This window comes from Pseudomonas qingdaonensis (assembly GCF_018398475.1).
Taxonomy (GTDB): domain Bacteria; phylum Pseudomonadota; class Gammaproteobacteria; order Pseudomonadales; family Pseudomonadaceae; genus Aquipseudomonas; species Aquipseudomonas palmensis.
Genome location: NZ_CP074676.1, coordinates 4,818,828 through 4,843,370, shown reverse-complemented (window position 1 = coordinate 4,843,370; position 24,543 = coordinate 4,818,828). Strand labels below are relative to the sequence as shown.

Here is a 24,543-nt window from a genome sequence, read left to right as displayed (position 1 = left end):
CCCCGTCAAAACCCCTCTCGATTCTCCTCTTTGTATCGCCTTGTTGCTCTAAATCGCCGATCTGTAAGGGTTTTCCTTATAAGCGCGCCTTGACGGTGTGGTGGGCGGATTCCTATAGTGTGCGCAAGTGGCGGAAAGTGGCATGAAGTGGGTTTTCAGACACAAAAAAGCTAACATTTAGGGAAGTGCAGCCGTGTTTCGCGGAGCCAACGCAATCAACCTCGACGCAAAAGGCCGTCTCGCAATGCCGAGCCGGTACCGTGACGAGCTCGATTCGCGCAGTTCCGGGCAGTTGATCGTGACGATCGACGCGGTTGATCCCTGCTTGTGCGTGTATCCGCTGGATGAGTGGGAACTGATCGAAGCCAAGCTGCGTGCCTTGCCGTCGTTACGCGAAGAGAACCGTCGCCTGCAGCGTCTGCTGATCGGCAATGCGGTGGATCTGGAACTCGACGGCAGTGGGCGTTTCCTGGTGCCACCGCGTCTGCGCGAGTACGCCAAGCTGGACAAGCGGGCGATGCTGGTGGGGCAACTGAACAAATTCCAACTGTGGGACGAGGACGCCTGGAACGCTGTTGCTGCAGCTGACCTGGTGGCCATTCAACAACCGGGCGCGATGCCTGATGAACTGCGTGATCTGATCCTGTGACTATAGATAGTGGCTTCAAACACATCACCGTACTGCTTGACGAAGCCGTCGAGGCTCTCGCCGTACGCGCCGATGGCTGCTATCTGGATGGCACCTTCGGGCGTGGCGGGCACAGCCGGCTGATTCTCCAGCACCTGGGGCCGCAGGGTCGGCTGCTGGGGTTCGACAAGGACCCACAAGCGATTGCCACCGGGCAAGCGCTGGCGGCCGAAGACGGCCGCTTTGTCATTGTGCAGCGCAGTTTCGCCGAGCTGGGCGCCGAAGTCGCCGAGCGGGGCCTGTCCGGCAAGGTCAATGGCATCCTGCTCGACCTGGGCGTGTCCTCGCCGCAGCTCGATGACCCCGAGCGCGGCTTCAGTTTCATGAACGACGGCCCGCTGGACATGCGCATGGACCCGAGCCGTGGCGTCAGCGCCGCCGAATTCATCGCCACCGCGCCGGCCGAAGAAATCGCCCGCGTGTTCAAGGAGTACGGCGAAGAGCGTTTCGCCAAGCGCATGGCCAACGCCGTGGTCGCCCGTCGCGAGCAGCAACCCTTTACCCGTACCGCCGACCTCGCCGAAGTGCTCAAGGTCGCCAACCCCGCGTGGGAAAAGGGCAAGAACCCCGCCACCCGTGCTTTCCAGGGGCTGCGCATTCACGTCAACAACGAGCTGGGCGACCTCGAAGCCGGGCTCGAGGCTGCCCTCGACACGCTCGAGATCGGTGGCCGTCTGGTGGTCATCAGCTTCCATTCGCTGGAAGACCGCATCGTCAAGCTGTTCATGCGCAAGCTGGCCAAGGGAGAGGCCGACAACCTGCCACGCAACCTGCCGGTACAACACAAGCCCTTCGAGCCCAAGATCAAGGTCCATGGCAAGGCGCAGTTCGCCTCCGAGGCCGAGCTCAAGGCCAACCCGCGCTCGCGTAGCGCGGTCATGCGTGTGGCGGAGAAGCTGCGTTGAGCAGGCTTTTCGCCAAGCCCTTGCCAGGCGGCAGCTTCCTGATGCTGCTGCTGTTCATTGGCGTGCTCGTTTCGTCGGTGGCGGTGTCCTACAGTGCGCACTGGAACCGCCAGTTGCTCAATACCCTGTACGGCGAGCTCAACGAACGCGACAAGGCGCAGGCCGAGTGGGGCCGGTTGATTCTGGAACAGAGCACCTGGACCGCCCACAGCCGCATCGAGAATCTGGCCAGCGAACAGCTGCACATGCGCATTCCCGCCGCTGACGAAGTACGGATGGTGGCGCCATGATGAAACTTGAAGGCGCACTCTACCCGTGGCGGTTCCGCGTTGTGGTCGGCCTGCTGGTGATCATGGTGGGGGCCATTGCCTGGCGCATCGTCGACCTGCAGGTGGTCGACCGCGACTTCCTCAAGGGGCAGGGCGATGCCCGCAGCCTGCGTCACATTCCGATTCCTGCGCACCGCGGGCTGATCACCGACCGCAACGGCGAGCCGCTGGCCGTGAGTACGCCGGTTACCACCCTGTGGGCCAACCCCAAGGAGATGCAGGCTGCCAAGGACCGCTGGCCGGCGCTTGCCGCCGCGCTCAAGCAGAACCCGCAGCAACTGGCCGAGCGCCTCGAACAGCAGGCCAACAAGGAATTCATCTACCTGGTCCGCGGCCTTACCCCGGAGCAGGGCCAGGTGGTGCTCGACCTCAAGGTGCCCGGCGTGTATGGCATCGAAGAGTTCCGCCGCTTCTATCCAGCCGGCGATGTCGCTGCGCACATGGTCGGGTTCACCGACCTCGACGATCACGGTCGCGAGGGGGTGGAGCTCGCCTACGACGAGTGGCTGGCCGGGGTGCCCGGCAAGCGGCAGGTGATCAAGGACCGGCGCGGCCGGCTGATCAAGGACGTACAGGTCACCAAGAACGCCAAGGCCGGCAAGACCTTGGCGTTGTCCATCGACCTGCGTCTGCAGTACCTGGCCACCCGCGAACTGCGTAACGCGATTGCCGAACAGGAAGCCAAGGCCGGTAGCCTGGTGATCATGGATGTGAAGACCGGCGAAGTGCTGGCCATGGTCAACCAGCCCACCTACAACCCCAACAACCGCCGCAGCATGTTCCCGGCGGCGATGCGCAACCGTGCCATCATCGACGTGTTCGAGCCGGGTTCCACGGTCAAGCCTTTCTCCATGAGCGCCGCCCTGCAGAGCGGACGCTGGAAGCCGACCGACAAGGTCGAGGTCTATCCGGGCACCCTGCAGCTGGGCCGCTACACCATTCGTGACGTGTCCAGGAGCGAAGGCCCGATCCTCGACCTGACCGGCATCCTGATCAACTCCAGTAACGTGGGCATGAGCAAGATCGCCTTCGATATCGGTGGCGAGTCCATCTACCGCGTGATGTCGCAACTGGGCCTGGGCCAGTACACCGGCCTGGGCTTCCCGGGCGAGCGTGTCGGCAACCTGCCCAACCACCGCGAGTGGCGCAAGGCCGAGACCGCGACCCTGTCCTACGGCTACGGCCTGTCGGTGACCGCGTTGCAGCTGGTGCATGCCTACGCCGCGCTGGCCAACAACGGCAAGATGGTACCGCTGAGCATTCTCAAGGTGGACAAGACCCCGGAAGCCACCCAGGTGGTGCCCGAGGATACCGCCAAGACCATCCAGGGCATGCTGCAGCAGGTCATCGAAGCGCCACGTGGCGTGTTCCGTGCGCAGGTGCCTTCCTATCACGTGGGCGGCAAGTCGGGTACGGCCCGTAAGGCCACCGTCGGTTCCAAGGGCTACACCGAGAACGCCTACCGCTCGCTGTTCACCGGCTTCGGCCCGATGAGCGATCCGCGCTATGCCATCGTGGTGGTGATCGACGAGCCGAGCAAGGGTGGCTACTTCGGCGGCCTGGTATCGGCGCCGGTATTCAGCAAGGTCATGTCCGGCACCCTGCGACTGATGAACGTGCCGCCAGACAACCTGCCGGCTCCTACTCCACAGCAGCAGGCCGGTGCTGCGCCCGCCAAGGGAGGGCGCGGTTGATGTCGATGCCATTGAGTAAGCTGTTTGCCCTGAGCGGCAACAACGACCCGTTGATCCGCGAACTGACCCTGGACAGCCGCAAGGTCCGCGCCGGGGACTTGTTCCTGGCGGTGCCGGGTGCGCGTGTCGACGGCCGTGAGCATATTGCCGATGCGCTCAAGCGCGGCGCGGCAGCCGTGGCCTATGAAGTGCAGAACACCACCGTGCTGCCGATCACCGATGTGCCGATGATTCCGGTCAAGGGCCTGATTGCCCAGCTGTCGGATATCGCGGGGCGCTTCTATGGCGAGCCGAGCCGCCAGCTCGAGCTGATCGGCGTGACCGGCACCAACGGCAAGACCAGCGTCACCCAGCTGGTGGCCCAGGCGCTCGACCTGCTGGGCCAGCACTGCGGCCTGATCGGCACCCTGGGTACCGGTTTCTACGGCCAGCTGCAAAGTGGCCGGCTGACCACGCCAGATCCGATTGCCGTGCAGTCGACTCTGGGCGACCTGAAGAAGGCTGGCGCCAAGGCCGTGGCCATGGAAGTGTCCTCCCATGCGCTGGAACAGGGCCGGGTAGCGGCACTGGCCTTCGACACCGTGGTAATGACCAACCTGTCACGCGATCACCTGGACTACCACGGCAGCATGGAGGCCTACCAGGCCGCCAAGGCGCGCCTGTTCGCCTGGCCCGACCTGCGCTCGCGGGTGGTCAATCTGGACGATGCCTTCGGGCGTGAGCTGGCGGCGCAGAAGGGTGATTCGCGCCTGATCAGCTATAGCCTCGTCGACGCTGCCGCCTCGCTGTACTGCCGCGAAGCGAAGTTCGACGACGATGGCGTGCGTGCGGTGCTGGTAACGGCACAGGGCGAGCATATGCTGCGCAGCCGCCTGCTCGGGCGCTTCAACCTCAGCAACATGCTGGCCGCGGTCGGCACGCTGATGGCGATGGATCATCCGCTGGACGAAATTCTCAAGGTCACGCCGCAGCTCGAAGGCCCTGTAGGGCGCATGCAGCGCCTGGGCGGTGGCAGCAAGCCGTTGGTGGTGGTCGATTACGCTCACACCCCCGATGCCCTGGAAAAGGTCCTCGAAGCCCTGCGTCCCCATGCGCAAGGCAAGCTGCTGTGCCTGTTCGGCTGCGGCGGCGACCGCGATCGCGGCAAGCGCCCGCTGATGGCCGAAGTGGCCGAGCGCCTGGCCGACCGCGTGCTGGTCACCGACGACAACCCGCGCAGCGAGGCGCCCCAGCAGATTTTCGACGATATCCGCCCAGGCTTCGCCCGGGGTGAAAGCGTCGAGTTCATCGCCGGCCGTGGCCCGGCGATTGCGCACCTGATTGCCACCGCCGCTGCCGACGACGTCATCGTGCTGGCGGGCAAGGGGCACGAGGATTACCAGGAGATCAACGGCGAGCGCCATGACTTCTCCGACCTGGTCGAGGCCGAGAGAGCCCTGGCAGCCTGGGAGGCCCCGAATGCTTGAGTCAATGTCCCTCAGCCAGTTGGTAGCGCCGCTGCAGGGCCGCCTGCATGGCCAGGATGCAACCTTCGATGGCGTCAGCATCGACAGCCGCGCGATCACCCCTGGCCAGTTGTTCGTCGCCCTGGCCGGGCCGCGTTTCGACGGTCACGATTACCTGGACGAAGTGGCAGCCAAGGGCGCCGTTGCGGCGCTGGTGCAGCACGAAGTGCCGGGCAGCAGCCTGCCGCAACTGGTGGTTGCCGATACCCGCCTGGGCCTGGGCCAGTTGGGGGCGCTCAATCGCGCCGCCTTCGACAAGCCGGTTGCCGCAATCACCGGCTCCAGTGGCAAGACCACGGTCAAGGAGATGCTGGCCAGCATCCTGCGCACCCGCGGGCCGGTACTGGCCACCCGTGGCAACCTCAACAACGACTTCGGCGCACCGCTTACCCTGCTGGAGCTGGCCCCGCACCATACGGCGGCGGTCATCGAGCTGGGCGCCTCGCGCATCGGCGAAATCGCCTACACCGTCGGCCTGACCCGGCCGCAGGTGGTGATCATCAACAACGCCGGTACCGCTCATGTGGGTGAGTTCGGCGGGCCGGAGAAAATCGTCGAAGCCAAGGGCGAGATCCTCGAAGGCCTGGGCCAGGATGGCGTGGCGGTATTGAACCTGGATGACAAGGCGTTCGGCATCTGGAAGCAGCGCGCCGGCCATCACCCTGTGATCACTTTTGCCCTGGCCAATGCCGACGCAGATTTTCATGCCACCGACATTCGCCACGACGAACGCGGCTGCCCCGGTTTCGAATTGCGCAGCCCGCTGGGCAACGCCCGCGTCCAGCTCAACCTGCTGGGCACTCACAATGTCAGCAACGCCCTGGCCGCCGCGGCTGCCGCACAGGCTTTCGGCGTGACACTGGAAGGCATCGTCGAGGGTCTTGACGCGGTGCAGCCGGTCAAGGGCCGCACCGTGGTGCACATGGCGCCCACCGGTGTGCGCGTGATCGACGACAGTTACAACGCAAACCCCACCTCCATGTGCGCTGCCGTTGATATACTCGCCGGCTTTTCCGGGCGTACCGTCCTGGTGCTCGGGGATATCGGCGAATTGGGCCAGTGGGCCGAGGAAGGGCATCGGCAGGTCGGCGCATACGCCAGGGGCAAGGTTGCAGCACTTTATGCCGTGGGCCCGATGATGGCCGAAGCGGTCAAGGCATTTGGCACCGGGGCCCATCATTTCGCCACTCAAGCTGACTTGATCGACGCCGTTCGCGTCGAGCAGGCCAACAACACCACCATTTTGATCAAGGGTTCGCGCAGCGCTGCGATGGAAAACGTCGTGGCGGCCTTGTGCGGTTCCAGCGGGGAGAAACATTAATGCTGCTGCTGCTGGCTGAGTATCTGCAACAGTTCTACAAAGGCTTCGCGGTCTTTCAGTACCTGACCCTGCGCGGGATTCTGGGTGTACTGACCGCGTTGTCGCTGGCCCTGTGGTTGGGCCCCTGGATGATTCGTACCCTGCAGATTCGCCAGATCGGTCAAGCCGTGCGCAATGACGGCCCGCAATCGCACCTCTCCAAGTCCGGCACCCCGACCATGGGCGGTGCGCTGATTCTGTCTGCCATTGGCGTGAGCACGCTGCTGTGGGCCGACCTGACCAACCGTTATGTGTGGGTGGTGCTGATCGTCACCCTGCTGTTCGGCGCCATCGGCTGGGTCGACGACTACCGCAAGGTGATCGAGAAGAACTCGCGTGGCCTGCCAAGCCGCTGGAAGTACTTCTGGCAATCGGTGTTCGGCCTGGGCGCGGCGATCTTCCTGTACATGACCGCGCCCACCAGCGTGGAAACCACCCTGATCGTGCCGATGCTCAAGGATGTCACCATCCCGCTGGGCATCGGCTTCGTGGTGCTGACCTATTTCGTCATCGTGGGCTCGAGCAACGCGGTCAACCTGACCGACGGCCTGGACGGCCTGGCGATCATGCCGACGGTGATGGTCGGTGGTGCGCTGGGTATCTTCTGCTACCTGTCGGGCAACGTGAAGTTCGCCGAATACCTGCTGATCCCCTACGTGCCGGGCGCCGGCGAGCTTATCGTGTTCTGCGGCGCGCTGATCGGCGCGGGCCTGGGCTTTCTGTGGTTCAACACCTACCCGGCGCAGGTGTTCATGGGTGACGTCGGTGCCCTGGCACTGGGTGCCGCGTTGGGCACCATTGCCGTGATCGTGCGTCAGGAGATCGTGCTGTTCATCATGGGCGGCGTGTTCGTGATGGAGACCCTGTCGGTGGTGATCCAGGTGGCTTCCTTCAAGCTGACCGGCAAGCGCGTGTTTCGCATGGCACCGATCCACCACCACTTTGAACTCAAGGGTTGGCCCGAGCCTCGGGTGATCGTCCGCTTCTGGATCATCACCGTGATTCTCGTGCTGTTCGGCCTTGCCACCCTGAAACTGAGGTAGAAACGAGTGTCCCTGATCGCGTCTGACCACTTCCGCATCGTTGTCGGCCTCGGCAAGAGCGGCATGTCCCTGGTTCGCTTCCTGGCGAACCGGGGCATTGCGTTTGCGGTGGCCGATACCCGCGAGAACCCGCCGGAGCTGGCGACCTTGCGTCGCGACTACCCGCAGGTGGAAGTGCGTTGTGGCGAACTGGATGTGGAGTTCCTGTGCCGTGCCGACGAGCTGTACGTCAGCCCCGGCCTGGCCCTTGCGACCCCGGCCCTGCAGCAGGCGGCCGCGCGCGGCGTGAAGCTGTCGGGCGACATCGAGTTGTTCGCGCGCAATGCCAAGGCGCCGATCATTGCCATCAGCGGTTCCAATGCCAAGAGCACCGTCACCACCCTGGTCGGGGAGATGGCCGTTGCGGCAGGCAAACGTGTGGCAGTGGGCGGCAACCTCGGTACCCCGGCACTGGACCTGCTGGACGACGCCATCGAGCTGTACGTGATGGAGCTGTCGAGCTTCCAGCTGGAGACCACCGATCAGCTGAATGCCGAAGTGGCCACCGTGCTCAACGTCAGCGAAGACCACATGGACCGCTACAGCGGCCTGCCGGCCTATCACCTGGCCAAGCACCGGATCTTCCGGCGAGCACGGCAGGTGGTGGTCAACCGCCAGGATGCCCTGAGCCGTCCGCTGCCGATGGAAAACGTGCCGTGCTGGACGTTCGGCCTGAATGTGCCCGACTTCAAGGGCTTCGGGCTGCGCGAAGAGAACGGCGAGAAGTACCTGGCGTTCGAGTTCCAGACCCTGATGCCGGTGCGCGAGCTGAAGATCCGTGGTGCGCACAACCAGTCCAACGCCCTCGCGGCGCTGGCCCTGGGGCATGCTGCAGGCCTGCCGTTCGACGCCATGCTGGCCAGCCTGCGCACCTTTGCCGGCCTGGCCCACCGTTGCCAGTGGCTGCGCGAGCGTGACGGCGTGAGCTGGTACGACGACTCCAAGGCCACCAACGTCGGTGCCGCGCTGGCGGCCATCGAGGGCCTGGGTGCGGATATCGACGGCAAGCTGGTGCTGGTGGCCGGCGGCGACGGCAAGGGCGCGGACTTCTCGGCGCTGCGTGCCCCGGTGGCGGCGCACTGCCGCGCCGTGGTGCTGCTGGGCCGTGATGCCGAGCGCCTGGCCCAGGCGTTGGGCGACAGCGTGCCGCTGATTCGCGTCAGCAGCCTCGACGAAGCCGTGCAGCAGGGCGCCGCGCTGGCCCAGCCGGGCGACGCTGTGCTGCTGTCGCCTGCCTGCGCAAGCCTGGACATGTTCAAGAACTTCGAAGAGCGTGGGCGGCTGTTCGCCCAGGCCGTGGAGGGGCTGGCATGATCTTCGGCATCATCAAGCCTTATCCGTCCCCCCTGGTCACCGGTCGCGGCATCGATCTCGATTTCGCCATGCTCGCTGGCTGCCTGGCGCTGCTGGGCCTTGGCCTGGTGATGATCACCTCGGCCTCCTCGGAAGTGGCCGCGTTGCAGTCGGGCAACCCGCTTTACCACATGATCCGTCACCTGGTGTACGTGGCCATCGGCCTGGTCGCCTGCGTCGTCACCATGATGGTGCCGATCGCCACCTGGCAGCGCATGGGCTTCATGATGCTGGTCGGTGCCTTCGGGTTGCTGGTGCTGGTACTGGTGCCGGGCATCGGCCGCGAAGTGAACGGCTCGATGCGCTGGATCGGCTTCAGCTTCTTCAACGTGCAGCCTTCCGAGATCGCCAAGGTGTTCGTGGTGATCTACCTGGCGGGCTACCTGGTGCGCCGCCAGACCGAGGTGCGCGAGAGCTGGATGGGCTTCTTCAAGCCGTTCATCGTGCTGCTGCCGATGGCCGGCCTGCTGCTGATGGAGCCGGACTTCGGCGCCACGGTGGTGATGATGGGCGCCGCCGCGGCGATGCTGTTCCTGGGCGGGGTGGGGCTGTTCCGCTTCAGCCTGATGGTGGTGCTGGCGGTGGCGGCGGTGTTCATTCTGGTACAGGCGCAACCCTACCGGATGGCGCGCCTGATCACCTTCACCGACCCCTGGTCGGATCAATTCGGTTCCGGCTATCAGCTGACCCAGGCCCTGATTGCCTTCGGCCGCGGCGAGTGGCTGGGCGTGGGCCTGGGCAACAGCGTGCAGAAGCAGTTCTACCTGCCCGAAGCACACACCGACTTCGTGTTCTCGGTACTGGCCGAAGAGCTGGGCGTGGTCGGTTCGCTGCTGACCGTTGCGCTGTTCGTGTTCGTCAGCCTGCGCGCGATGTACATCGGTCTGTGGGCCGAGAAAGCCAAGCAGTTCTTTGCCGCCTACATGGCCTACGGCCTGGCCTTCCTGTGGATCGGCCAGTTCCTGATCAACATCGGAGTGAACGTCGGCCTGCTGCCGACCAAGGGCCTGACCCTGCCGTTCCTCAGCTACGGCGGCAGCTCGCTGGTGATCTGCTGCGTGTGCATGGGCCTGCTGCTGCGCATCGAGTGGGAGAGCCGCACGCACCTGGGCAGCGAAGAACATGAATTCGATGAGAGCGATTTTGCCGAGGAGCCAAGACATGGCCGTTGAAGGCAAAAACGTATTGATCATGGCAGGCGGCACCGGGGGCCACGTGTTCCCGGCCCTGGCCTGCGCCCGTGAGTTCCAGGCACGCGGTTACACCGTGCACTGGTTGGGCACCCCACGCGGTATCGAAAACGAGCTGGTGCCCCAGGCCGGGTTGCAACTGCACCTGATCCAGGTCACCGGCTTGCGTGGCAAGGGCAAGCTGTCGCTGCTCAAGGCGCCGTTCACCCTGTTCAAGGCGGTGCTCCAGGCGCGGCGCATCATCCGTCGGCTCAAGCCGGTGTGTGTGGTCGGCTTTGGCGGCTATGTGACCGGCCCGGGCGGTGTGGCGGCGAAGCTGGCTGGCGTGCCCGTGGTGATCCACGAGCAGAACGCCAAGGCCGGTACCGCCAATCGGCTGCTGGTGCCGCTGGCAGGCCGAGTCTGCGAAGCTTTCCCGAACACCTTCGAGGCCAGCGACAAACTGCGCACCACCGGCAACCCGGTGCGCGGCGAGCTGTTCCTGGAGCCTGTGCGCGCGCCACTGGCCGGGCGCCGCGCGCGCCTGCTGGTGCTGGGCGGCAGCCTGGGCGCGGAGCCGTTGAACAAACTGTTGCCACAGGCCCTGGCCCTGGTACCCGAGGCCCTGCGCCCCGAGGTGTTCCACCAGGCCGGCAAGCAGCATGACCAGATTACCGCCGAGCGCTATCGCGAGGCCGGGATCGAGGCTCAGGTAGAGCCGTTCATCAAAGACATGGCCCACGCCTATGGCTGGGCCGACCTGGTGATCTGCCGGGCCGGTGCGCTGACCGTCAGCGAACTGGCTGCGGCCGGTCTGCCCTCGATGCTGGTGCCGCTGCCCCATGCCATCGACGATCACCAGACCCACAACGCCCACTATCTGGCACGTGAAGGCGCCGCCTTCCTGATGCCGCAAGCGACAACTGGCGCAGCGCAGCTCGCTGAACGCCTGAACGAGGTACTGATGCAACCGCAAAAACTCGACACCATGGCCAGCACCGCACGACGCCTGGCCAAACCCGCGGCTACCAGCACCGTGGTCGATATCTGCCTGGAGGTGGCCCATGGTTGAAAGCCAGAAAGCCATCCCGCAACCTGAAATGCGCCGTATCCGCCGCATCCACTTCGTCGGTATCGGCGGCGTGGGCATGTGCGGTATTGCCGAGGTATTGCTCAACCTGGGTTACCAGGTTTCCGGCTCGGACCTCAAGGCCTCGCCGGTCACCGAGCGCCTGGAGTCCTTTGGTGCCGAAATCTTCCTTGGCCACCGCGCCGAGAACGCCGCCAGTGCCGATGTACTGGTGGTGTCCAGCGCCATCAATACGGCCAACCCGGAAGTGGCGACGGCCCTTGAGCGGCGTATCCCCGTGGTACCGCGTGCCGAAATGCTCGCCGAACTGATGCGCTATCGCCACGGCATCGCGGTAGCCGGTACCCACGGCAAGACCACCACCACCAGCCTGCTGGCCTCGGTGTTCGCCGCCGGCGGCCTGGACCCGACCTTCGTGATCGGTGGCCGGCTGAATGCAGCAGGTACCAATGCACAACTGGGTACCAGCCGCTACCTGATTGCCGAAGCCGACGAAAGCGACGCCAGCTTCCTGCACCTGCAGCCGCTGGTGGCCGTGGTCACCAACATCGACGCCGACCACATGGCGACCTATGAGGGCGACTTCAACAAGCTGAAGAAGACCTTCGTCGAGTTCCTCCACAACCTGCCGTTCTACGGCCTGGCCGTGGTATGCCTGGATGATCCGGTGGTGCGCGAGATCCTGCCGCTGGTCAAGCGCCCGGCAGTGACCTACGGCTTTGCCGAGGAAGCCGACGTGCGCGCGATCAATGTGCGCCAGTCGGGCATGCAGACCCACTTCACCGTGCTGCGCCGTGACCGCGAGCCGCTGGACGTGTCGGTGAACATGCCGGGCAACCACAATGTGCTCAATGCACTGGCCACCATTGCCATCGCCACCGACGAGGGCATCAGCGACGAGGCCATCGTGCAGGGGCTTTCGGGCTTCCAGGGCGTGGGCCGACGTTTCCAGGTGTACGGCGAACTGCCGGTCGACGGTGGCAGCGTGATGCTGGTGGACGACTACGGTCACCACCCCACCGAAGTGGCGGCCGTGATCAAGGCCGTGCGCGGTGGCTGGCCGGAGCGCCGCCTGGTGATGGTTTACCAGCCGCACCGCTACAGCCGTACCCGCGACCTGTACGACGACTTCGTGCAGGTGCTGGCCGATGCCAACGTGCTGCTGCTGATGGAAGTCTACCCGGCCGGCGAAGAGCCGATCCCGGGGGCCGACAGCCGCCAGCTGTGCCACAGCATCCGTCAGCGTGGCCAGCTGGACCCGATCTACATCGAGCGCGGCATCGAGCTGGCGCCATTGGTCAAGCCGCTGCTGCGTGCCGGTGACATCCTGCTGTGCCAGGGTGCCGGCGACATCGGTGGCCTGGCCCCGCAATTGTTGAAAAGCCCATTGTTCGCGGGCGCGGTTGCCACCGCAGGGAAGGCCAAATGACTGCTCAATACTCCAAGCTGCACTCGACCATCGACCCGAAGGCCTTCGGCCGTGTCGGCGTGCTGTACGGCGGCAAGAGCGCCGAGCGCGAGGTGTCGCTCAAGTCCGGCGCCGCAGTGATCGAGGCGCTCACCAGCGCCGGCGTCGAGGTGATCGCCATCGACGTGGGTGACGATCTGCTCGACCGTCTGCAGCGCGAGAAGCTCGACCGCGCCTTCATCATTCTCCACGGCCGTGGCGGTGAAGACGGCAGCATGCAGGGCCTGCTCGAGTGCCTGGGTATCCCCTACACCGGCAGCGGCATCCTGGCGTCGGCCCTGGCGATGGACAAGTTGCGCACCAAACAGGTGTGGAAAAGCCTGGGTATTCCAACCCCGCACCACGCGGTGCTGGCCAGCGAGCAAGACTGTATTTCTGCGGGCGCGGAACTGGGCTTCCCTTTGATCGTCAAACCGGCCCATGAAGGCTCCAGTATCGGTATGGCGAAAGTGAGCAGCGTCGAAGAATTGATCGTTGCCTGGAAGGACGCCGCCACCTACGACTCGCAAGTATTGGTTGAACAATGGATTCACGGTCCGGAGTTCACCATTGCCGTGCTGCGCGGCCAGGTGCTGCCGCCGATTGCGCTGGGCACCCCGCACACGTTCTACGACTACGACGCCAAGTACGTCGCCAACGATACCCAGTACCGCATTCCGTGCGGCCTGGACGCTGCCAAGGAACAGGAACTGATCGAACTGACCGCACGTGCGTGCGACGCCATCGGCATTGCCGGCTGGGGTCGTCTGGACGTGATGCAGGACGAGCAGGGCAACTTCTGGCCTCTGGAAGTCAACACCGCACCAGGCATGACCGATCACAGCCTGGTCCCAATGGCGGCACGCGCGGCCGGCCTGGACTTCCAGCAGTTGGTGCTGGCGATCCTGGCGGCCAGCGTCGAGGCGCGAGGTTAAGCCCATGCAAGGCGCGATGGTACGTCATCAGCAACCCGCCACCGGCCGCAAGCCGGTGCCGCGCGGTGCCAGCCGGATGGTGGCCAAGGAGCCACTGTCGGCGCGCCTGCCCAAGGCCAACTTCAGCGTGTTCAAGCGTCTGCTGTGGCCGGTTCTGCTGGTAGTGGCCGGGTTCGGTGCCTACGAGGGCGCACAGCGCCTGATGCCGTATGCCGACCGGCCGATCACCAAGATCGCCGTGCAGGGCGACCTGAGCTACATCAGCCAGCAGGCCGTGCAGCAGCGTATCGCGCCCTATGTGGCCGCCAGCTTCTTCACCGTCGACCTGGCCAGCATGCGCACCGAGCTCGAGCAGATGCCGTGGATCGCGCATGCCGAAGTGCGCCGCGTGTGGCCGGACGAAGTGGTGATCCGCCTCGAGGAACAGCTGCCGGTGGCGCGCTGGGGCGACGAGGCCCTGCTCAACAACCAGGGCCAGGCCTTCACCCCGCGCGAGCTGGCCAACTACGAGCACCTGCCGCAGCTGTTCGGGCCGCAGCGGGCGCAGCAGCAAGTGATGCAGCAATATCAGGTACTGAGCCAGATGTTGCGGCCCATGGGCTTCTCGATCGCCCGGCTGGAACTGCGCGAGCGGGGCAGCTGGTTCCTGACCACCGGTGCCGGCAGCGCCGGGCCGGGTATCGAGTTGCTGCTGGGGCGCGACCATCTGGTGGAAAAGATGCGCCGCTTCATTGCCATTTACGACAAGACGCTCAAAGAACAGATCACGAACATCGCCCGCATCGATCTGCGTTACGCCAATGGCCTGGCCGTTGGCTGGCGGGAACCGAATGCACCGACGACAGCCCAACCCGCTGTTGCGAAGAATTAGAGAGAGGCAGGACCCATGGCAAATGCGCATAGCGGCAAAATGATCGTCGGGCTGGATATCGGTACGTCCAAGGTGGTTGCACTGGTGGGCGAAGTGGCCGCCGATGGCACCCTGGAAATCGTCGGTATCGGCACCCATCCATCGCGCGGGCTGAAGAAGGGCGTGGTGGTCAATATCGAATCCACCGTGCAGTCGATCCAGCGCGCCGTCGAAGAGGCCCAGCTGATGGCTGGCTGCCGGATTCACTCGGCGTTCGTCGGCGTGGCGGGCAATCACATCCGCAGCCTGAACTCCCACGGCATCGTCGCCATCCGCGATCGCGAAGTCAGCGCGGCGGACCTGGAGCGGGTGCTGGACGCGGCCCAGGCCGTGGCCATCCCGGCCGACCAGCGGGTGCTGCACACCCTGCCGCAGGACTACGTGATCGACAACCAGGAAGGCGTGCGCGAGCCGCTGGGCATGTCCGGCGTGCGCCTGGAAGCCAAGGTGCACGTGGTCACCTGTGCGGTCAATGCAGCACAGAACATCGAAAAATGCGTGCGCCGCTGCGGCCTTGAAATCGACGACATCATCCTCGAGCAACTGGCCTCGGCCTACTCGGTGCTGACCGATGACGAAAAAGAGCTGGGTGTGTGCCTGGTGGACATCGGTGGCGGTACCACCGACATCGCGATCTTCACCGAGGGCGCCATCCGCCACACGGCGGTGATTCCGATTGCCGGCGACCAGGTGACCAACGACATCGCCATGGCGCTGCGTACCCCCACCCAGTACGCCGAAGAGATCAAGATCCGCTACGCCTGTGCCCTGGCCAAGCTGGCCGGTGCCGGCGAAACCATCAAGGTGCCGAGCGTGGGCGATCGTCCGCCGCGCGAACTGTCGCGCCAGGCCCTGGCCGAAGTGGTCGAGCCACGCTACGACGAACTGTTCACCCTGATCCAGGCCGAACTGCGTCGCAGTGGCTACGAAGACCTGGTGCCGGCCGGCATCGTGCTCACCGGCGGTACCGCCAAGATGGAAGGCGCGGTGGAACTGGCCGAAGAGATTTTCCACATGCCGGTACGCCTGGGCGTGCCTTACACCGTGCGGGGTCTGAGCGACGTGGTGCGCAACCCCATCTATTCCACCGGCGTGGGCCTTCTGACCTATGGCCTGCAGAAGCAGTCCGAAGGCGTGACCCTGACCGGTATCAGCAGCAACAGCTATGGCGATGAACCGAAGGCCCCGGTGCTTGAGCGACTCAAGCGCTGGGTCCAGGGCAACTTTTAAGTTTCAAAGCAGTAGTAGTAGGCGCAAAAAACTAGAGAACTGAAAGGAGAGGGAAAATGTTCGAGCTCGTAGACAACGTCCCGCAAAGCCCGGTCATCAAAGTGATCGGCGTCGGTGGCGGCGGTGGCAACGCCGTCAATCACATGGTCAAGAGCAACATCGAAGGCGTCGAATTCATCTGCGCCAACACCGATGCTCAAGCGCTGAAAAACATCGGCGCGCGCACCATCCTGCAACTGGGTACCGGCGTGACCAAGGGCCTGGGTGCAGGTGCCAATCCGGAAGTCGGTCGTCAGGCCGCGCTGGAAGACCGTGAGCGCATCGCCGAAGTGCTGCAAGGCACCAACATGGTGTTCATCACCACCGGCATGGGCGGCGGTACCGGTACCGGTGCTGCTCCGATCATCGCCGAAGTGGCCAAGGAAATGGGCATCCTCACCGTTGCGGTGGTGACCCGTCCGTTCCCGTTCGAAGGTCGCAAGCGCATGCAGATCGCCGACGAGGGCATCCGTGCCCTGGCCGACAGCGTCGATTCGCTGATCACCATTCCGAACGAGAAGCTGCTGACCATCCTGGGCAAGGATGCCAGCCTGCTGTCGGCCTTCGCCAAGGCTGACGACGTGCTCGCCGGTGCCGTTCGCGGTATCTCCGACATCATCAAGCGTCCGGGCATGATCAACGTCGACTTCGCCGACGTGCGTACCGTGATGAGCGAGATGGGCATGGCCATGATGGGTACCGGCTGCGCCAGCGGTCCGAACCGTGCGCGTGAAGCGACCGAGGCGGCCATCCGCAACCCGCTGCTCGAAGACGTCAACCTGCAGGGCGCCCGCGGCATCCTGGTGAACATCACCGCAGGTCCTGACCTGTCGCTGGGTGAATACTCCGATGTGGGCAGCATCATCGAGGCATTCGCCTCCGACCACGCCATGGTCAAGGTCGGTACCGTCATCGACCCGGACATGCGCGACGAGCTGCACGTCACCGTGGTAGCCACCGGCCTGGGTGCCAAGATCGAGAAACCGGTCAAGGTCATCGACAACACCCTGCAAGCGTCCGCTGTACAGACCCCAGCCCCTGCACCGGCCCGTCCGGAGCAACCTTCGGTCAACTACCGCGATCTGGAGCGTCCGACCGTCATGCGCAACCAGGCTCACGCCGGGGCCGCTGCGGCACAGAAGCTGAACCCGCAGGACGACCTGGATTATCTGGATATCCCGGCTTTCCTGCGTCGTCAGGCCGATTAATGGAATTTATCAGGGCTATGAAGGTGATTGGTGTTCAGCAAAGGCCGGGTCTGCTATTATCCTCAGCCTTTGTTGATACCAGTTCGCAATTTGCGCTGAAGCGGCCAATGCCATGATTAAACAACGCACCCTGAAAAATATCATCCGTGCCACAGGTGTCGGCCTGCACTCCGGGGAAAAGGTTTACCTGACCCTCAAGCCCGCCCCTGTGGATACCGGCATCGTATTTTGCCGTGCCGACCTCGACCCTGTGGTGCAGATCCCTGCCCGTGCGGAAAACGTCGGCGAGACGACCATGTCCACGACACTGGTCAATGGCGATACCAAGGTAGACACGGTAGAGCACCTGCTCTCGGCCATGGCTGGCCTGGGCATCGATAACGCCTACGTCGAGCTCTCCGCGTCCGAAGTGCCAATTATGGACGGCAGCGCCGGGCCCTTTGTATTCCTGATTCAATCTGCCGGCCTGGAAGAACAGGACGCAGCCAAGAAGTTCATCCGCATCCTGCGTGAAGTGACAGTGGAAGACGGCGACAAGCGCGCCACTTTCCTGCCTTTCGAAGGGTTCAAGGTGAGTTTCGAGATCGATTTCGACCACCCGGTGTTCCACAACCGGACCCAGAGTGCCAGCGTGGACTTTTCCAGCACCTCGTTCGTGAAGGAAGTCAGCCGCGCCCGTACCTTCGGGTTCATGAGTGACATCGAGTACCTGCGCAAGCACAACCTCGCCCTCGGCGGCAGCGTGGAAAACGCCATCGTCGTGGACAAGGATGGCGTGCTCAACGAAGACGGCCTTCGCTACGAAGACGAATTCGTCAAGCACAAGATCCTCGATGCGATTGGCGACCTCTACCTGCTGGGCAACAGCCTGATCGGCGAGTTCAAGGGCTACAAGTCCGGACACGCGCTGAACAATCAGCTGCTGCGCAAGCTGATCGAGGAAACCGATGCGTGGGAAGTGGTGACGTTCGAAGATGCCAGCACGGCACCGATCTCTTACATGCGTCCGGTTGCGGCAGTGTAAGTACGAACTCTCTCTTCTTTAGTTATTTTTTGGGGCTGCCTTCGGGTGGCCCTTTTTTATTGCCGCGCAGTCGCAGGTTTGCGAGCGCTGTGCGCTCGTCTATCCCTTGCCGTGCCTGGCCAGGCGCTCCAGCGCCGCCTTGAGCTTGGGGTCGGTGATCCCTTCGGCCGTAGCGTGGATGTTCTGCGCCGAACGTGTCGAGATGTCCATCGGGTGCCCCGCCGCGGGTGCCACACCGGCCACCGGCTGCACCCTGAAATTGATGCGGGTCAGGCTGCTGAAGGCCTCCATCATCTGCAACTGGCGCAGCAGGCGTTTCTGCTGGTAGCGCAGGCGCGTGGCCCAGTGCCCGTCGGTGACGATCAGCAGCAGCGTACCCTCGCGCCAGGAGGCCACATGGCAATGCTCGCGCGCTGCCGGCTGCAACTGGCTCTCTACCAGGCGCTGCAGCTGGGCCAGGCGCTGGGCCTGGCTGAACAGGGCCTTGAGCGGTCGCGCTTCACGCAAAAGCACGGCGGGTGCACGGGCGGGCAGGGGGCGAAAAGCCATGGGCAGGGTCCGAAAAATACAGTGGCGCCATCTTAACAGATCGCCCCGCCGGTAATTCTTCATGTGACGATGGGTTGAAGTTGGCGAAAAAGGCCTTATTGTAAAAAAGCCCCGTCAAAAGCGCTGTGCCAGCATCGTGGAAATCCGCCACTTTCCTCACCATCGTTTCCGGGTAGAATGCTCGTTCGCATGCGGCCATAAGGGCTGCACGGGCGACTCACGGGGCCGCCCTCCATCCCTACGTGTGGAAGATCCTGCCAATATGTTTGCGCCTTTGTTAAAAAAACTTTTTGGAAGCAAGAACGAGCGTGAAGTCAAACGCATGCTCAAGACGGTACAGATCGTCAATGCCTTCGAAGAGCAGATGGTCGCCCTGACGGACGAGCAGTTGCGGGCCAAGACCGCAGCGTTCAAAGAGCGCCTGGCCAAAGGCGAGACCCTTGACCAACTGTTGCCCGAAGCCTTCGCCGTTGCGCGCGAGGCCGGCAAGCGGGTCATGGGCATGCGTCACTTCGATGTACAGCTGATCGGTGGCATGACCTTGCACGAGGGCATGATCGCAGAGATGCGTACCGGTGAAGGCAAGACCCTGGTGGCGACCCTGGGCGTGTACCTCAACGCGCTGTCCGGCAAGGGCGTGCACGTGGTCACGGTCAACGACTACCTGGCCCGCCGCGACGCCAACTGGATGCGCCCTCTGTATGAATACCTGGGGCTCACCGTGGGTGTGGTCACCCCGTTCCAGCCGCCGGAAGAAAAGCGCATCGCCTATGCCGCCGACATCACCTACGGCACCAACAACGAATTCGGTTTCGACTACCTGCGTGACAACATGGCGTTCAGCATGGAAGAGAAATTCCAGCGCGAGCTGAATTTCGCCGTGATCGACGAAGTCGACTCCATCCTGATCGACGAAGCCCGTACCCCGCTGATCATCTCCGGCCAGGCCGAAGACAGCTCCAAGCTGTACATCGAGATCAACAAGCTGATCCCGCAGCTCAAGCAGCACATCGAAGAGGTCGAAGGCCAGGTCACCCAGGAAGGCCACTACAGCATCGACGAGAAGACCCGCCAGGTCGAACTCAACGAAGCCGGCCACCAGTACATCGAAGAGATGCTCACCCAGGTCGGCATGCTGGCCGAGGGCGAGAGCCTCTACTCGGCGCACAACCTGGGCCTGCTGACCCACGTGTATGCCGGCCTGCGTGCCCACAAGCTGTTCCACCGCAACGTCGAGTACATCGTGCAGGACGGCCAGATCCTGCTGATCGACGAGCACACCGGCCGCACCATGCCGGGCCGTCGCCTGTCCGAGGGCCTGCACCAGGCCATCGAGGCCAAGGAAAACCTGAACATCCAGCCCGAGAGCCAGACCCTGGCCTCGACCACGTTCCAGAACTACTTCCGCCTGTACAACAAGCTGTCCGGCATGACCGGTACCGCTGACACCGAAGCGTTCGAATTCGCCCAGATCTACCAGCTCAACGTGATGGTGATCCCGCCGAACAAGCCGCTGGCGCGCAAGGACTTCAACGACCTGGTCTACCTGACCGCCGAAGAGAAGTACACCGCGATCATCGCCGACATCAAGGAGAGCATGGCTTCCGGGCGTCCGGTGCTGGTGGGTACCGCCACCATCGAAACCTCCGAGCACATGTCCAACCTGCTGATCAAGGAAGGCATCGATCACAAGGTCCTGAACGCCAAGTTCCACGAGAAGGAAGCCGAGATCATCGCCCAGGCCGGTCGCCCGGGTGCACTGACCATCGCCACCAACATGGCCGGTCGTGGTACCGACATCCTGCTGGGCGGCAACTGGGAAGTCGAAGTGGCTGCCATGGACAACCCGACGCCCGAGCAGGTTGCCCAGGTCAAGGCCGACTGGCAGAAGCGTCACCAGCAGGTGATCGAGTCCGGTGGTCTGCACGTGATCGCCTCCGAGCGCCACGAATCGCGCCGTATCGACAACCAGCTGCGTGGCCGTTCCGGCCGTCAGGGCGACCCGGGCTCGAGCCGCTTCTACCTGTCGCTGGAAGACAGCCTGATGCGCATCTTCGCCTCCGACCGGGTCAAGAACTTCATGAAGGCCCTGGGCATGCAGTCCGGCGAGGCCATCGAGCACCGCATGGTCACCAACGCCATCGAGAAGGCCCAGCGCAAGGTCGAAGGTCGCAACTTCGACATCCGCAAGCAACTGCTCGAATTCGACGACGTGGCCAACGAGCAGCGTAAGGTCATCTACCACATGCGCAACAGCCTGCTGGCGGCGACCAACATCGGCGACACCATCGCCGAGTTCCGCCAGGAAGTGCTCGATGCCACCGTGGCCCAGCACATCCCGCCACAGTCGCTGCCCGAGCAGTGGGACGTGCCGGGCCTGGAAGCGGCACTGGCCAGCGATTTCGGGGTCAAGCTGCCGATCCAGCAGTGGCTGGACGAAGACGACCACCTGTACGAAGAGACCCTGCGCGAGAAGTTGATGGCCGAGCTGATGGCGGCCTACAACGAGAAGGAAGAGCAGGCCAGCGCCGATGCCCTGCGTACCTTCGAGAAGCAGATCCTGCTGCGTGTGATCGACGACCTGTGGAAAGACCACCTGTCGACCATGGATCACCTGCGCCACGGTATCCACCTGCGTGGCTACGCCCAGAAGAACCCGAAGCAGGAATACAAGCGCGAGTCGTTTGCCCTGTTCCAGGAACTGCTGGACTCGATCAAGCGCGACACCATCCGCGTGCTCTCGCACGTTCAGGTTCGCCGCGAAGACCCGATCGAAGAGGAAGCACGCCTGCGCCGCGAAGCCGAAGAGCTGGCCCAGCGCATGCAGTTCCAGCACGCCGAGGCCCCTGGCCTGGAGGCGGGCGAGCTGCTTGAGGAGGGTGCCGACGTCGCCGTGGCCGCAGCGCCGGTGCGCAACGAGCAGAAGCTGGGCCGCAACGAACCCTGCTGGTGCGGTTCGGGCAAGAAGTTCAAGCAGTGCCACGGCAAGATCGACTGATCGCACCGCCGTTGCCCCCTGCTGATATCTGAACACCGCGCCGCGACGGGCCCAACCGTCGCGGCGTTGTTCCATCTCAAGCGCCGGTATCTCGAGCCGGCGCCTTTTTTCTAGGAGCGCTTTCATGGCTGTCGGTCTTGGTCCTTTGCCAACGTTGCACCCGGTTCCAGGTTTTGAACTCGGTATTGCCTCTGCGGGCATCAAGCGCCCCGGGCGCAAGGACGTTGTGGTAATGCGCTGCGCCGAAGGCTCCAGCGTTGCCGGCGTGTTCACCCTCAATGCGTTCTGCGCTGCCCCGGTGATCCTGGCCAAGCAGCGCGTGCAGGGCAGTGTGCGTTACCTGCTGACCAACACCGGCAACGCCAACGCCGGTACCGGCGCCCCCGGCCTGGCCGCTGCCGAGCGCACCTGCGCCAGGCTGGCCGAGCTGGCGGGTGTCGACGCCGATGCGGTGCTGCCGTTCTCCACCGGTGTGATCGGTGAGCCACTGCCGGTCGAGAAGATCGAAGGCGCGCTGCAGGCCGCCCTGGACGACCTGTCGGAAAACAACTGGGCCGAGGCCGCCACCGGCATCATGACCACCGACACCCTGCCCAAGGGTGCCAGCCGCCAGTTCCAGCATGACGGCGTGACCATCACCGTGACCGGCATCAGCAAGGGCGCCGGGATGATCCGCCCGAACATGGCGACCATGCTCGGCTACATCGCCACCGACGCCAAGGTGGCGCCGGCCGTGCTCAAGGACCTGCTGCTGGACGGCGCCAACAAGTCGTTCAACCGCATCACCATCGACGGCGATACCTCGACCAACGATTGCTGCATGCTGATCGCCACCGGCAAGGCCGACGTGGCTGAAGTGACCGAAGCCCGCGGCCCGCTGTTCGACGCGTTGAAAAAGGCGGTGTTCGAGGTGTGCATGGAAGTGGCCCAGGCCATCGTGCGTGACGGTGAAGGCGCGACCAAGTTCGTGACCGTTCAGGTCAACGGTGGTGGCAATCATCAGGAATGCCTGGACGTCGGCTATGCCGTGGCGCATTCGCCGCTGATCAAGACCGCGCTGTTCGCCTCCGACCCGAACTGGGGCCGGATCCTGGCAGCTGTGGGCCGTGCTGGCGTGCCGAACCTGGACGTGAGCCTGATCGACGTGTACCTGGACGATGTGTGCATCGCCAGCAAAGGCGGCCGCAACGCCACCTACACCGAGGCCCAGGGCTCGGCCGTGATGGCCCAGGAAGAGATCACCATCCGCATCGACCTGGGGCGTGGCGACTGCAGCGAGACGATCTGGACCACCGACCTGTCCCATGAGTATGTGAAGATCAACGCCGAATACCGTACCTGACCGTATTGCGGGTCAAGCCCGCTCCCTCAAGGATTGCAGTAACCCTGTGGGAGCGGGCTTGACCCGCAATAGGCCCCCGCACATCCCGATGGAGCCCACCCATGAGCTACCAACTGATCATCGGCGACAAGCTGTATTCCTCCTGGTCGCTGCGCGCCGCCCTGGCCCTCGAGCTGGCCAGGGTGCCCTACACCGAACTGCTGATCACCCTCAACCAGCCCGATACCCGCCAGCGCATCCTGGCGCACTCCGCCACCGGCAAGGTGCCCCTGCTCAAGTCCGAACACGGCACCATCGCCGATTCTCTGGCAATCGCCGAATACCTGGCCGAGCGCCACCCTGAAGCCAACCTGTGGCCCAGCGACATCGCTGCCCGGGCCCAGGCGCGTTCGGCCTGCGCGCAGATGCACAGTGGCTTCTTCGCCCTGCGCAGCACCATGCCGATGAACCTGGACCACGATCAGGCCCTTGAGAGCATTCCACTCGAGGTGCAGATCGACATCGACCGCATCGTCGCGCTGTGGTCCGAGTGCCGCCTGGTGGCCAAGACCCCGGGCCCGTACCTGTTCGGCGAACTGAGCCTGGCCGACGCCTTCTTCGCCCCGGTGGCGGTGCGCCTGCGCAGCTACCGTGTCGAACTGCCAGCGGCAGCCGCCGCCTACGTCGAGGCCATCTACCAGTGGCCGGCCTTCCAGGCCTGGCAGCAGGCTGCGCTGGCGGAGCGTGCGTCGTGAAGCGGGTGCATGTTGCCGCTGCGGTGATCCGTGGCACCGACGGGCGCATCCTGATTGCGCGCCGTGCCGACAGCCAGCATCAGGGCGGCCTGTGGGAGTTTCCCGGCGGCAAGGTGGAGGCGGGGGAGGCGGTCGAGATCGCCCTGGCCCGCGAGCTGCACGAGGAACTGGGCATCGTCGTGACCCGTGCACGGCCCTTGATCAAGGTGCGTCACGACTACCCCGACAAGCAGGTGCTGCTGGACGTGTGGGAGGTCGACGGCTTTACCGGCGAGCCCCATGGCGCCGAAGGCCAGCCACTGGCCTGGGTGTCGCCACGCGAACTGCCGCAATACGACTTCCCTGAAGCCAACCAGCCCATCGTGGCGGCCGCGCGGTTGCCTGGCCACTACCTGATCACCCCGGGCGAACTGGAAGCCCCGCAGTTGCTGCGCGGCATCCAGAAGGCGATTGCCGGCGGGATCAAGCTGGTGCAGTTGCGTGCGCCCAACGGCTACGACCCCAAGTACCGCGATGTGGCGGTGGATGCGGTGGGGCTGTGTGCCGGCAAGGCGCAGTTGATGCTCAAGGGGCCGCTGGAGTGGCTGGGCGATTTCCCGGCGGCAGGGTGGCACCTTACGGCCGAGCAGTTGCGCAAATATGCGCCCAAGGGCCGACCGTTCCCCAGGGAGCGCTGGCTGGCCGCGTCTTGTCACAACGCCGAAGAACTGGCGCTGGCCGAGCAGATGGGGGTGGATTTCGTCACCCTGTCGCCGGTGCAGGCGACCCAGACGCATCCCGAGGCGGTACCGTTGGGCTGGGAGCAGGTCAGCGAGCTGATCGAAGGCTTCAATCGGCCGGTGTATGTGCTGGGTGGCGTGGGGCCGGCTGATTGCGAGCGGGCCTGGCAGTTCGGCGCCCAAGGCGTGGCCGGAATTCGGGCGTTCTGGCCTGAGGCCTGAGTGAAGCCTCG

Annotated in this window: 21 protein-coding genes; 20 read left to right on the top strand and 1 reads right to left on the bottom strand. The window is 64.3% G+C overall.

Annotation, left to right across the window (positions count from 1 at the left end; genetic code table 11):
- The first annotated feature begins 193 nt into the window (after positions 1-193).
- From mraZ to lpxC, 16 genes are all read left to right on the top strand, one after another.
- Positions 194-649, top strand: a complete 456-nt coding sequence (gene mraZ / locus KH389_RS22050; protein ID WP_043862058.1) for a division/cell wall cluster transcriptional repressor MraZ — start codon at positions 194-196, stop codon at positions 647-649.
- Positions 646-1,593 carry a 16S rRNA (cytosine(1402)-N(4))-methyltransferase RsmH gene (rsmH, locus tag KH389_RS22045; RefSeq protein ID WP_043862059.1) on the top strand — a complete coding sequence of 316 codons (948 nt, stop codon included), beginning with the start codon at positions 646-648 and terminating at the stop codon, positions 1,591-1,593. Before mraZ ends, rsmH begins: the two co-directional genes overlap by 4 nt.
- Positions 1,590-1,883 (top strand): cell division protein FtsL, encoded by a 294-nt coding sequence (gene ftsL / locus KH389_RS22040; protein ID WP_043862060.1) that lies wholly within the window; start codon positions 1,590-1,592, stop codon positions 1,881-1,883. The genes rsmH and ftsL overlap by 4 nt, the downstream gene beginning before the upstream one ends.
- The gene (locus KH389_RS22035; RefSeq protein WP_162484872.1) at positions 1,883-3,616 is read left to right on the top strand and encodes a peptidoglycan D,D-transpeptidase FtsI family protein; all 1,734 of its coding nucleotides are present in this window, start codon (positions 1,883-1,885) and stop codon (positions 3,614-3,616) included. The genes ftsL and KH389_RS22035 overlap by 1 nt, the downstream gene beginning before the upstream one ends.
- On the top strand, positions 3,616-5,082 hold the full coding sequence (locus KH389_RS22030; protein WP_213606242.1) for a UDP-N-acetylmuramoyl-L-alanyl-D-glutamate--2,6-diaminopimelate ligase: 1,467 nt from the start codon (positions 3,616-3,618) through the stop codon (positions 5,080-5,082). The genes KH389_RS22035 and KH389_RS22030 overlap by 1 nt, the downstream gene beginning before the upstream one ends.
- The gene (locus KH389_RS22025) at positions 5,075-6,442 is read left to right on the top strand and encodes a UDP-N-acetylmuramoyl-tripeptide--D-alanyl-D-alanine ligase (protein ID WP_058540877.1); all 1,368 of its coding nucleotides are present in this window, start codon (positions 5,075-5,077) and stop codon (positions 6,440-6,442) included. The genes KH389_RS22030 and KH389_RS22025 overlap by 8 nt, the downstream gene beginning before the upstream one ends.
- Complete coding sequence (gene mraY, locus KH389_RS22020; RefSeq protein ID WP_043862064.1) at positions 6,442-7,524, top strand: phospho-N-acetylmuramoyl-pentapeptide-transferase; 1,083 nt, start codon at positions 6,442-6,444, stop codon at positions 7,522-7,524. Before KH389_RS22025 ends, mraY begins: the two co-directional genes overlap by 1 nt.
- Before the next feature lie 6 nt (positions 7,525-7,530).
- Positions 7,531-8,877, top strand: a complete 1,347-nt coding sequence (gene murD, locus KH389_RS22015) for a UDP-N-acetylmuramoyl-L-alanine--D-glutamate ligase (protein ID WP_213606241.1) — start codon at positions 7,531-7,533, stop codon at positions 8,875-8,877.
- Positions 8,874-10,088, top strand: coding sequence for a putative lipid II flippase FtsW (ftsW, locus tag KH389_RS22010; RefSeq protein ID WP_054914837.1), 1,215 nt, complete (start codon positions 8,874-8,876; stop codon positions 10,086-10,088). Before murD ends, ftsW begins: the two co-directional genes overlap by 4 nt.
- Positions 10,078-11,157 carry an undecaprenyldiphospho-muramoylpentapeptide beta-N-acetylglucosaminyltransferase gene (gene murG / locus KH389_RS22005; protein WP_043862067.1) on the top strand — a complete coding sequence of 360 codons (1,080 nt, stop codon included), beginning with the start codon at positions 10,078-10,080 and terminating at the stop codon, positions 11,155-11,157. The genes ftsW and murG overlap by 11 nt, the downstream gene beginning before the upstream one ends.
- Complete coding sequence (murC, locus tag KH389_RS22000; protein WP_043862068.1) at positions 11,150-12,604, top strand: UDP-N-acetylmuramate--L-alanine ligase; 1,455 nt, start codon at positions 11,150-11,152, stop codon at positions 12,602-12,604. Before murG ends, murC begins: the two co-directional genes overlap by 8 nt.
- On the top strand, positions 12,601-13,557 hold the full coding sequence (locus KH389_RS21995; RefSeq protein WP_043862069.1) for a D-alanine--D-alanine ligase: 957 nt from the start codon (positions 12,601-12,603) through the stop codon (positions 13,555-13,557). The genes murC and KH389_RS21995 overlap by 4 nt, the downstream gene beginning before the upstream one ends.
- A gap of 4 nt (positions 13,558-13,561) precedes the next feature.
- Positions 13,562-14,428: a cell division protein FtsQ/DivIB gene (locus KH389_RS21990; protein WP_043862070.1), complete on the top strand. Its 867-nt coding sequence runs from the start codon at positions 13,562-13,564 to the stop codon at positions 14,426-14,428.
- A gap of 15 nt (positions 14,429-14,443) precedes the next feature.
- A complete protein-coding gene (ftsA, locus tag KH389_RS21985; protein WP_043862071.1) occupies positions 14,444-15,697 on the top strand; it encodes a cell division protein FtsA in 1,254 nt (417 codons plus the stop codon).
- 56 nt (positions 15,698-15,753) lie between these two features.
- The gene (ftsZ, locus tag KH389_RS21980) at positions 15,754-16,944 is read left to right on the top strand and encodes a cell division protein FtsZ (protein WP_043862072.1); all 1,191 of its coding nucleotides are present in this window, start codon (positions 15,754-15,756) and stop codon (positions 16,942-16,944) included.
- 112 nt (positions 16,945-17,056) lie between these two features.
- Positions 17,057-17,968, top strand: a complete 912-nt coding sequence (gene lpxC, locus KH389_RS21975; protein ID WP_043862073.1) for a UDP-3-O-acyl-N-acetylglucosamine deacetylase — start codon at positions 17,057-17,059, stop codon at positions 17,966-17,968.
- Between the two features lie 99 nt (positions 17,969-18,067).
- Here lpxC and KH389_RS21970 read toward each other — a convergent pair whose 3' ends face one another.
- Entirely contained in the window at positions 18,068-18,517 is a 450-nt protein-coding gene (locus KH389_RS21970; RefSeq protein ID WP_054914835.1) for a DUF721 domain-containing protein, read from the bottom strand.
- Positions 18,518-18,779: 262 nt separating this feature from the next.
- Here KH389_RS21970 and secA point away from each other — a divergent pair, with 262 nt between their 5' ends.
- The 4 genes from secA to KH389_RS21950 all read left to right on the top strand — a co-directional run bounded on the left by secA (position 18,780) and on the right by KH389_RS21950 (position 24,532).
- The gene (gene secA / locus KH389_RS21965) at positions 18,780-21,515 is read left to right on the top strand and encodes a preprotein translocase subunit SecA (RefSeq protein ID WP_054914834.1); all 2,736 of its coding nucleotides are present in this window, start codon (positions 18,780-18,782) and stop codon (positions 21,513-21,515) included.
- A gap of 124 nt (positions 21,516-21,639) precedes the next feature.
- Positions 21,640-22,857 carry a bifunctional glutamate N-acetyltransferase/amino-acid acetyltransferase ArgJ gene (gene argJ / locus KH389_RS21960; protein ID WP_078479527.1) on the top strand — a complete coding sequence of 406 codons (1,218 nt, stop codon included), beginning with the start codon at positions 21,640-21,642 and terminating at the stop codon, positions 22,855-22,857.
- A gap of 101 nt (positions 22,858-22,958) precedes the next feature.
- Positions 22,959-23,591 (top strand): glutathione S-transferase, encoded by a 633-nt coding sequence (locus KH389_RS21955; protein WP_088515537.1) that lies wholly within the window; start codon positions 22,959-22,961, stop codon positions 23,589-23,591.
- Positions 23,588-24,532, top strand: a complete 945-nt coding sequence (locus tag KH389_RS21950; RefSeq protein ID WP_078479528.1) for a Nudix family hydrolase — start codon at positions 23,588-23,590, stop codon at positions 24,530-24,532. The genes KH389_RS21955 and KH389_RS21950 overlap by 4 nt, the downstream gene beginning before the upstream one ends.
- The last annotated feature ends 11 nt before the right edge of the window (positions 24,533-24,543 follow it).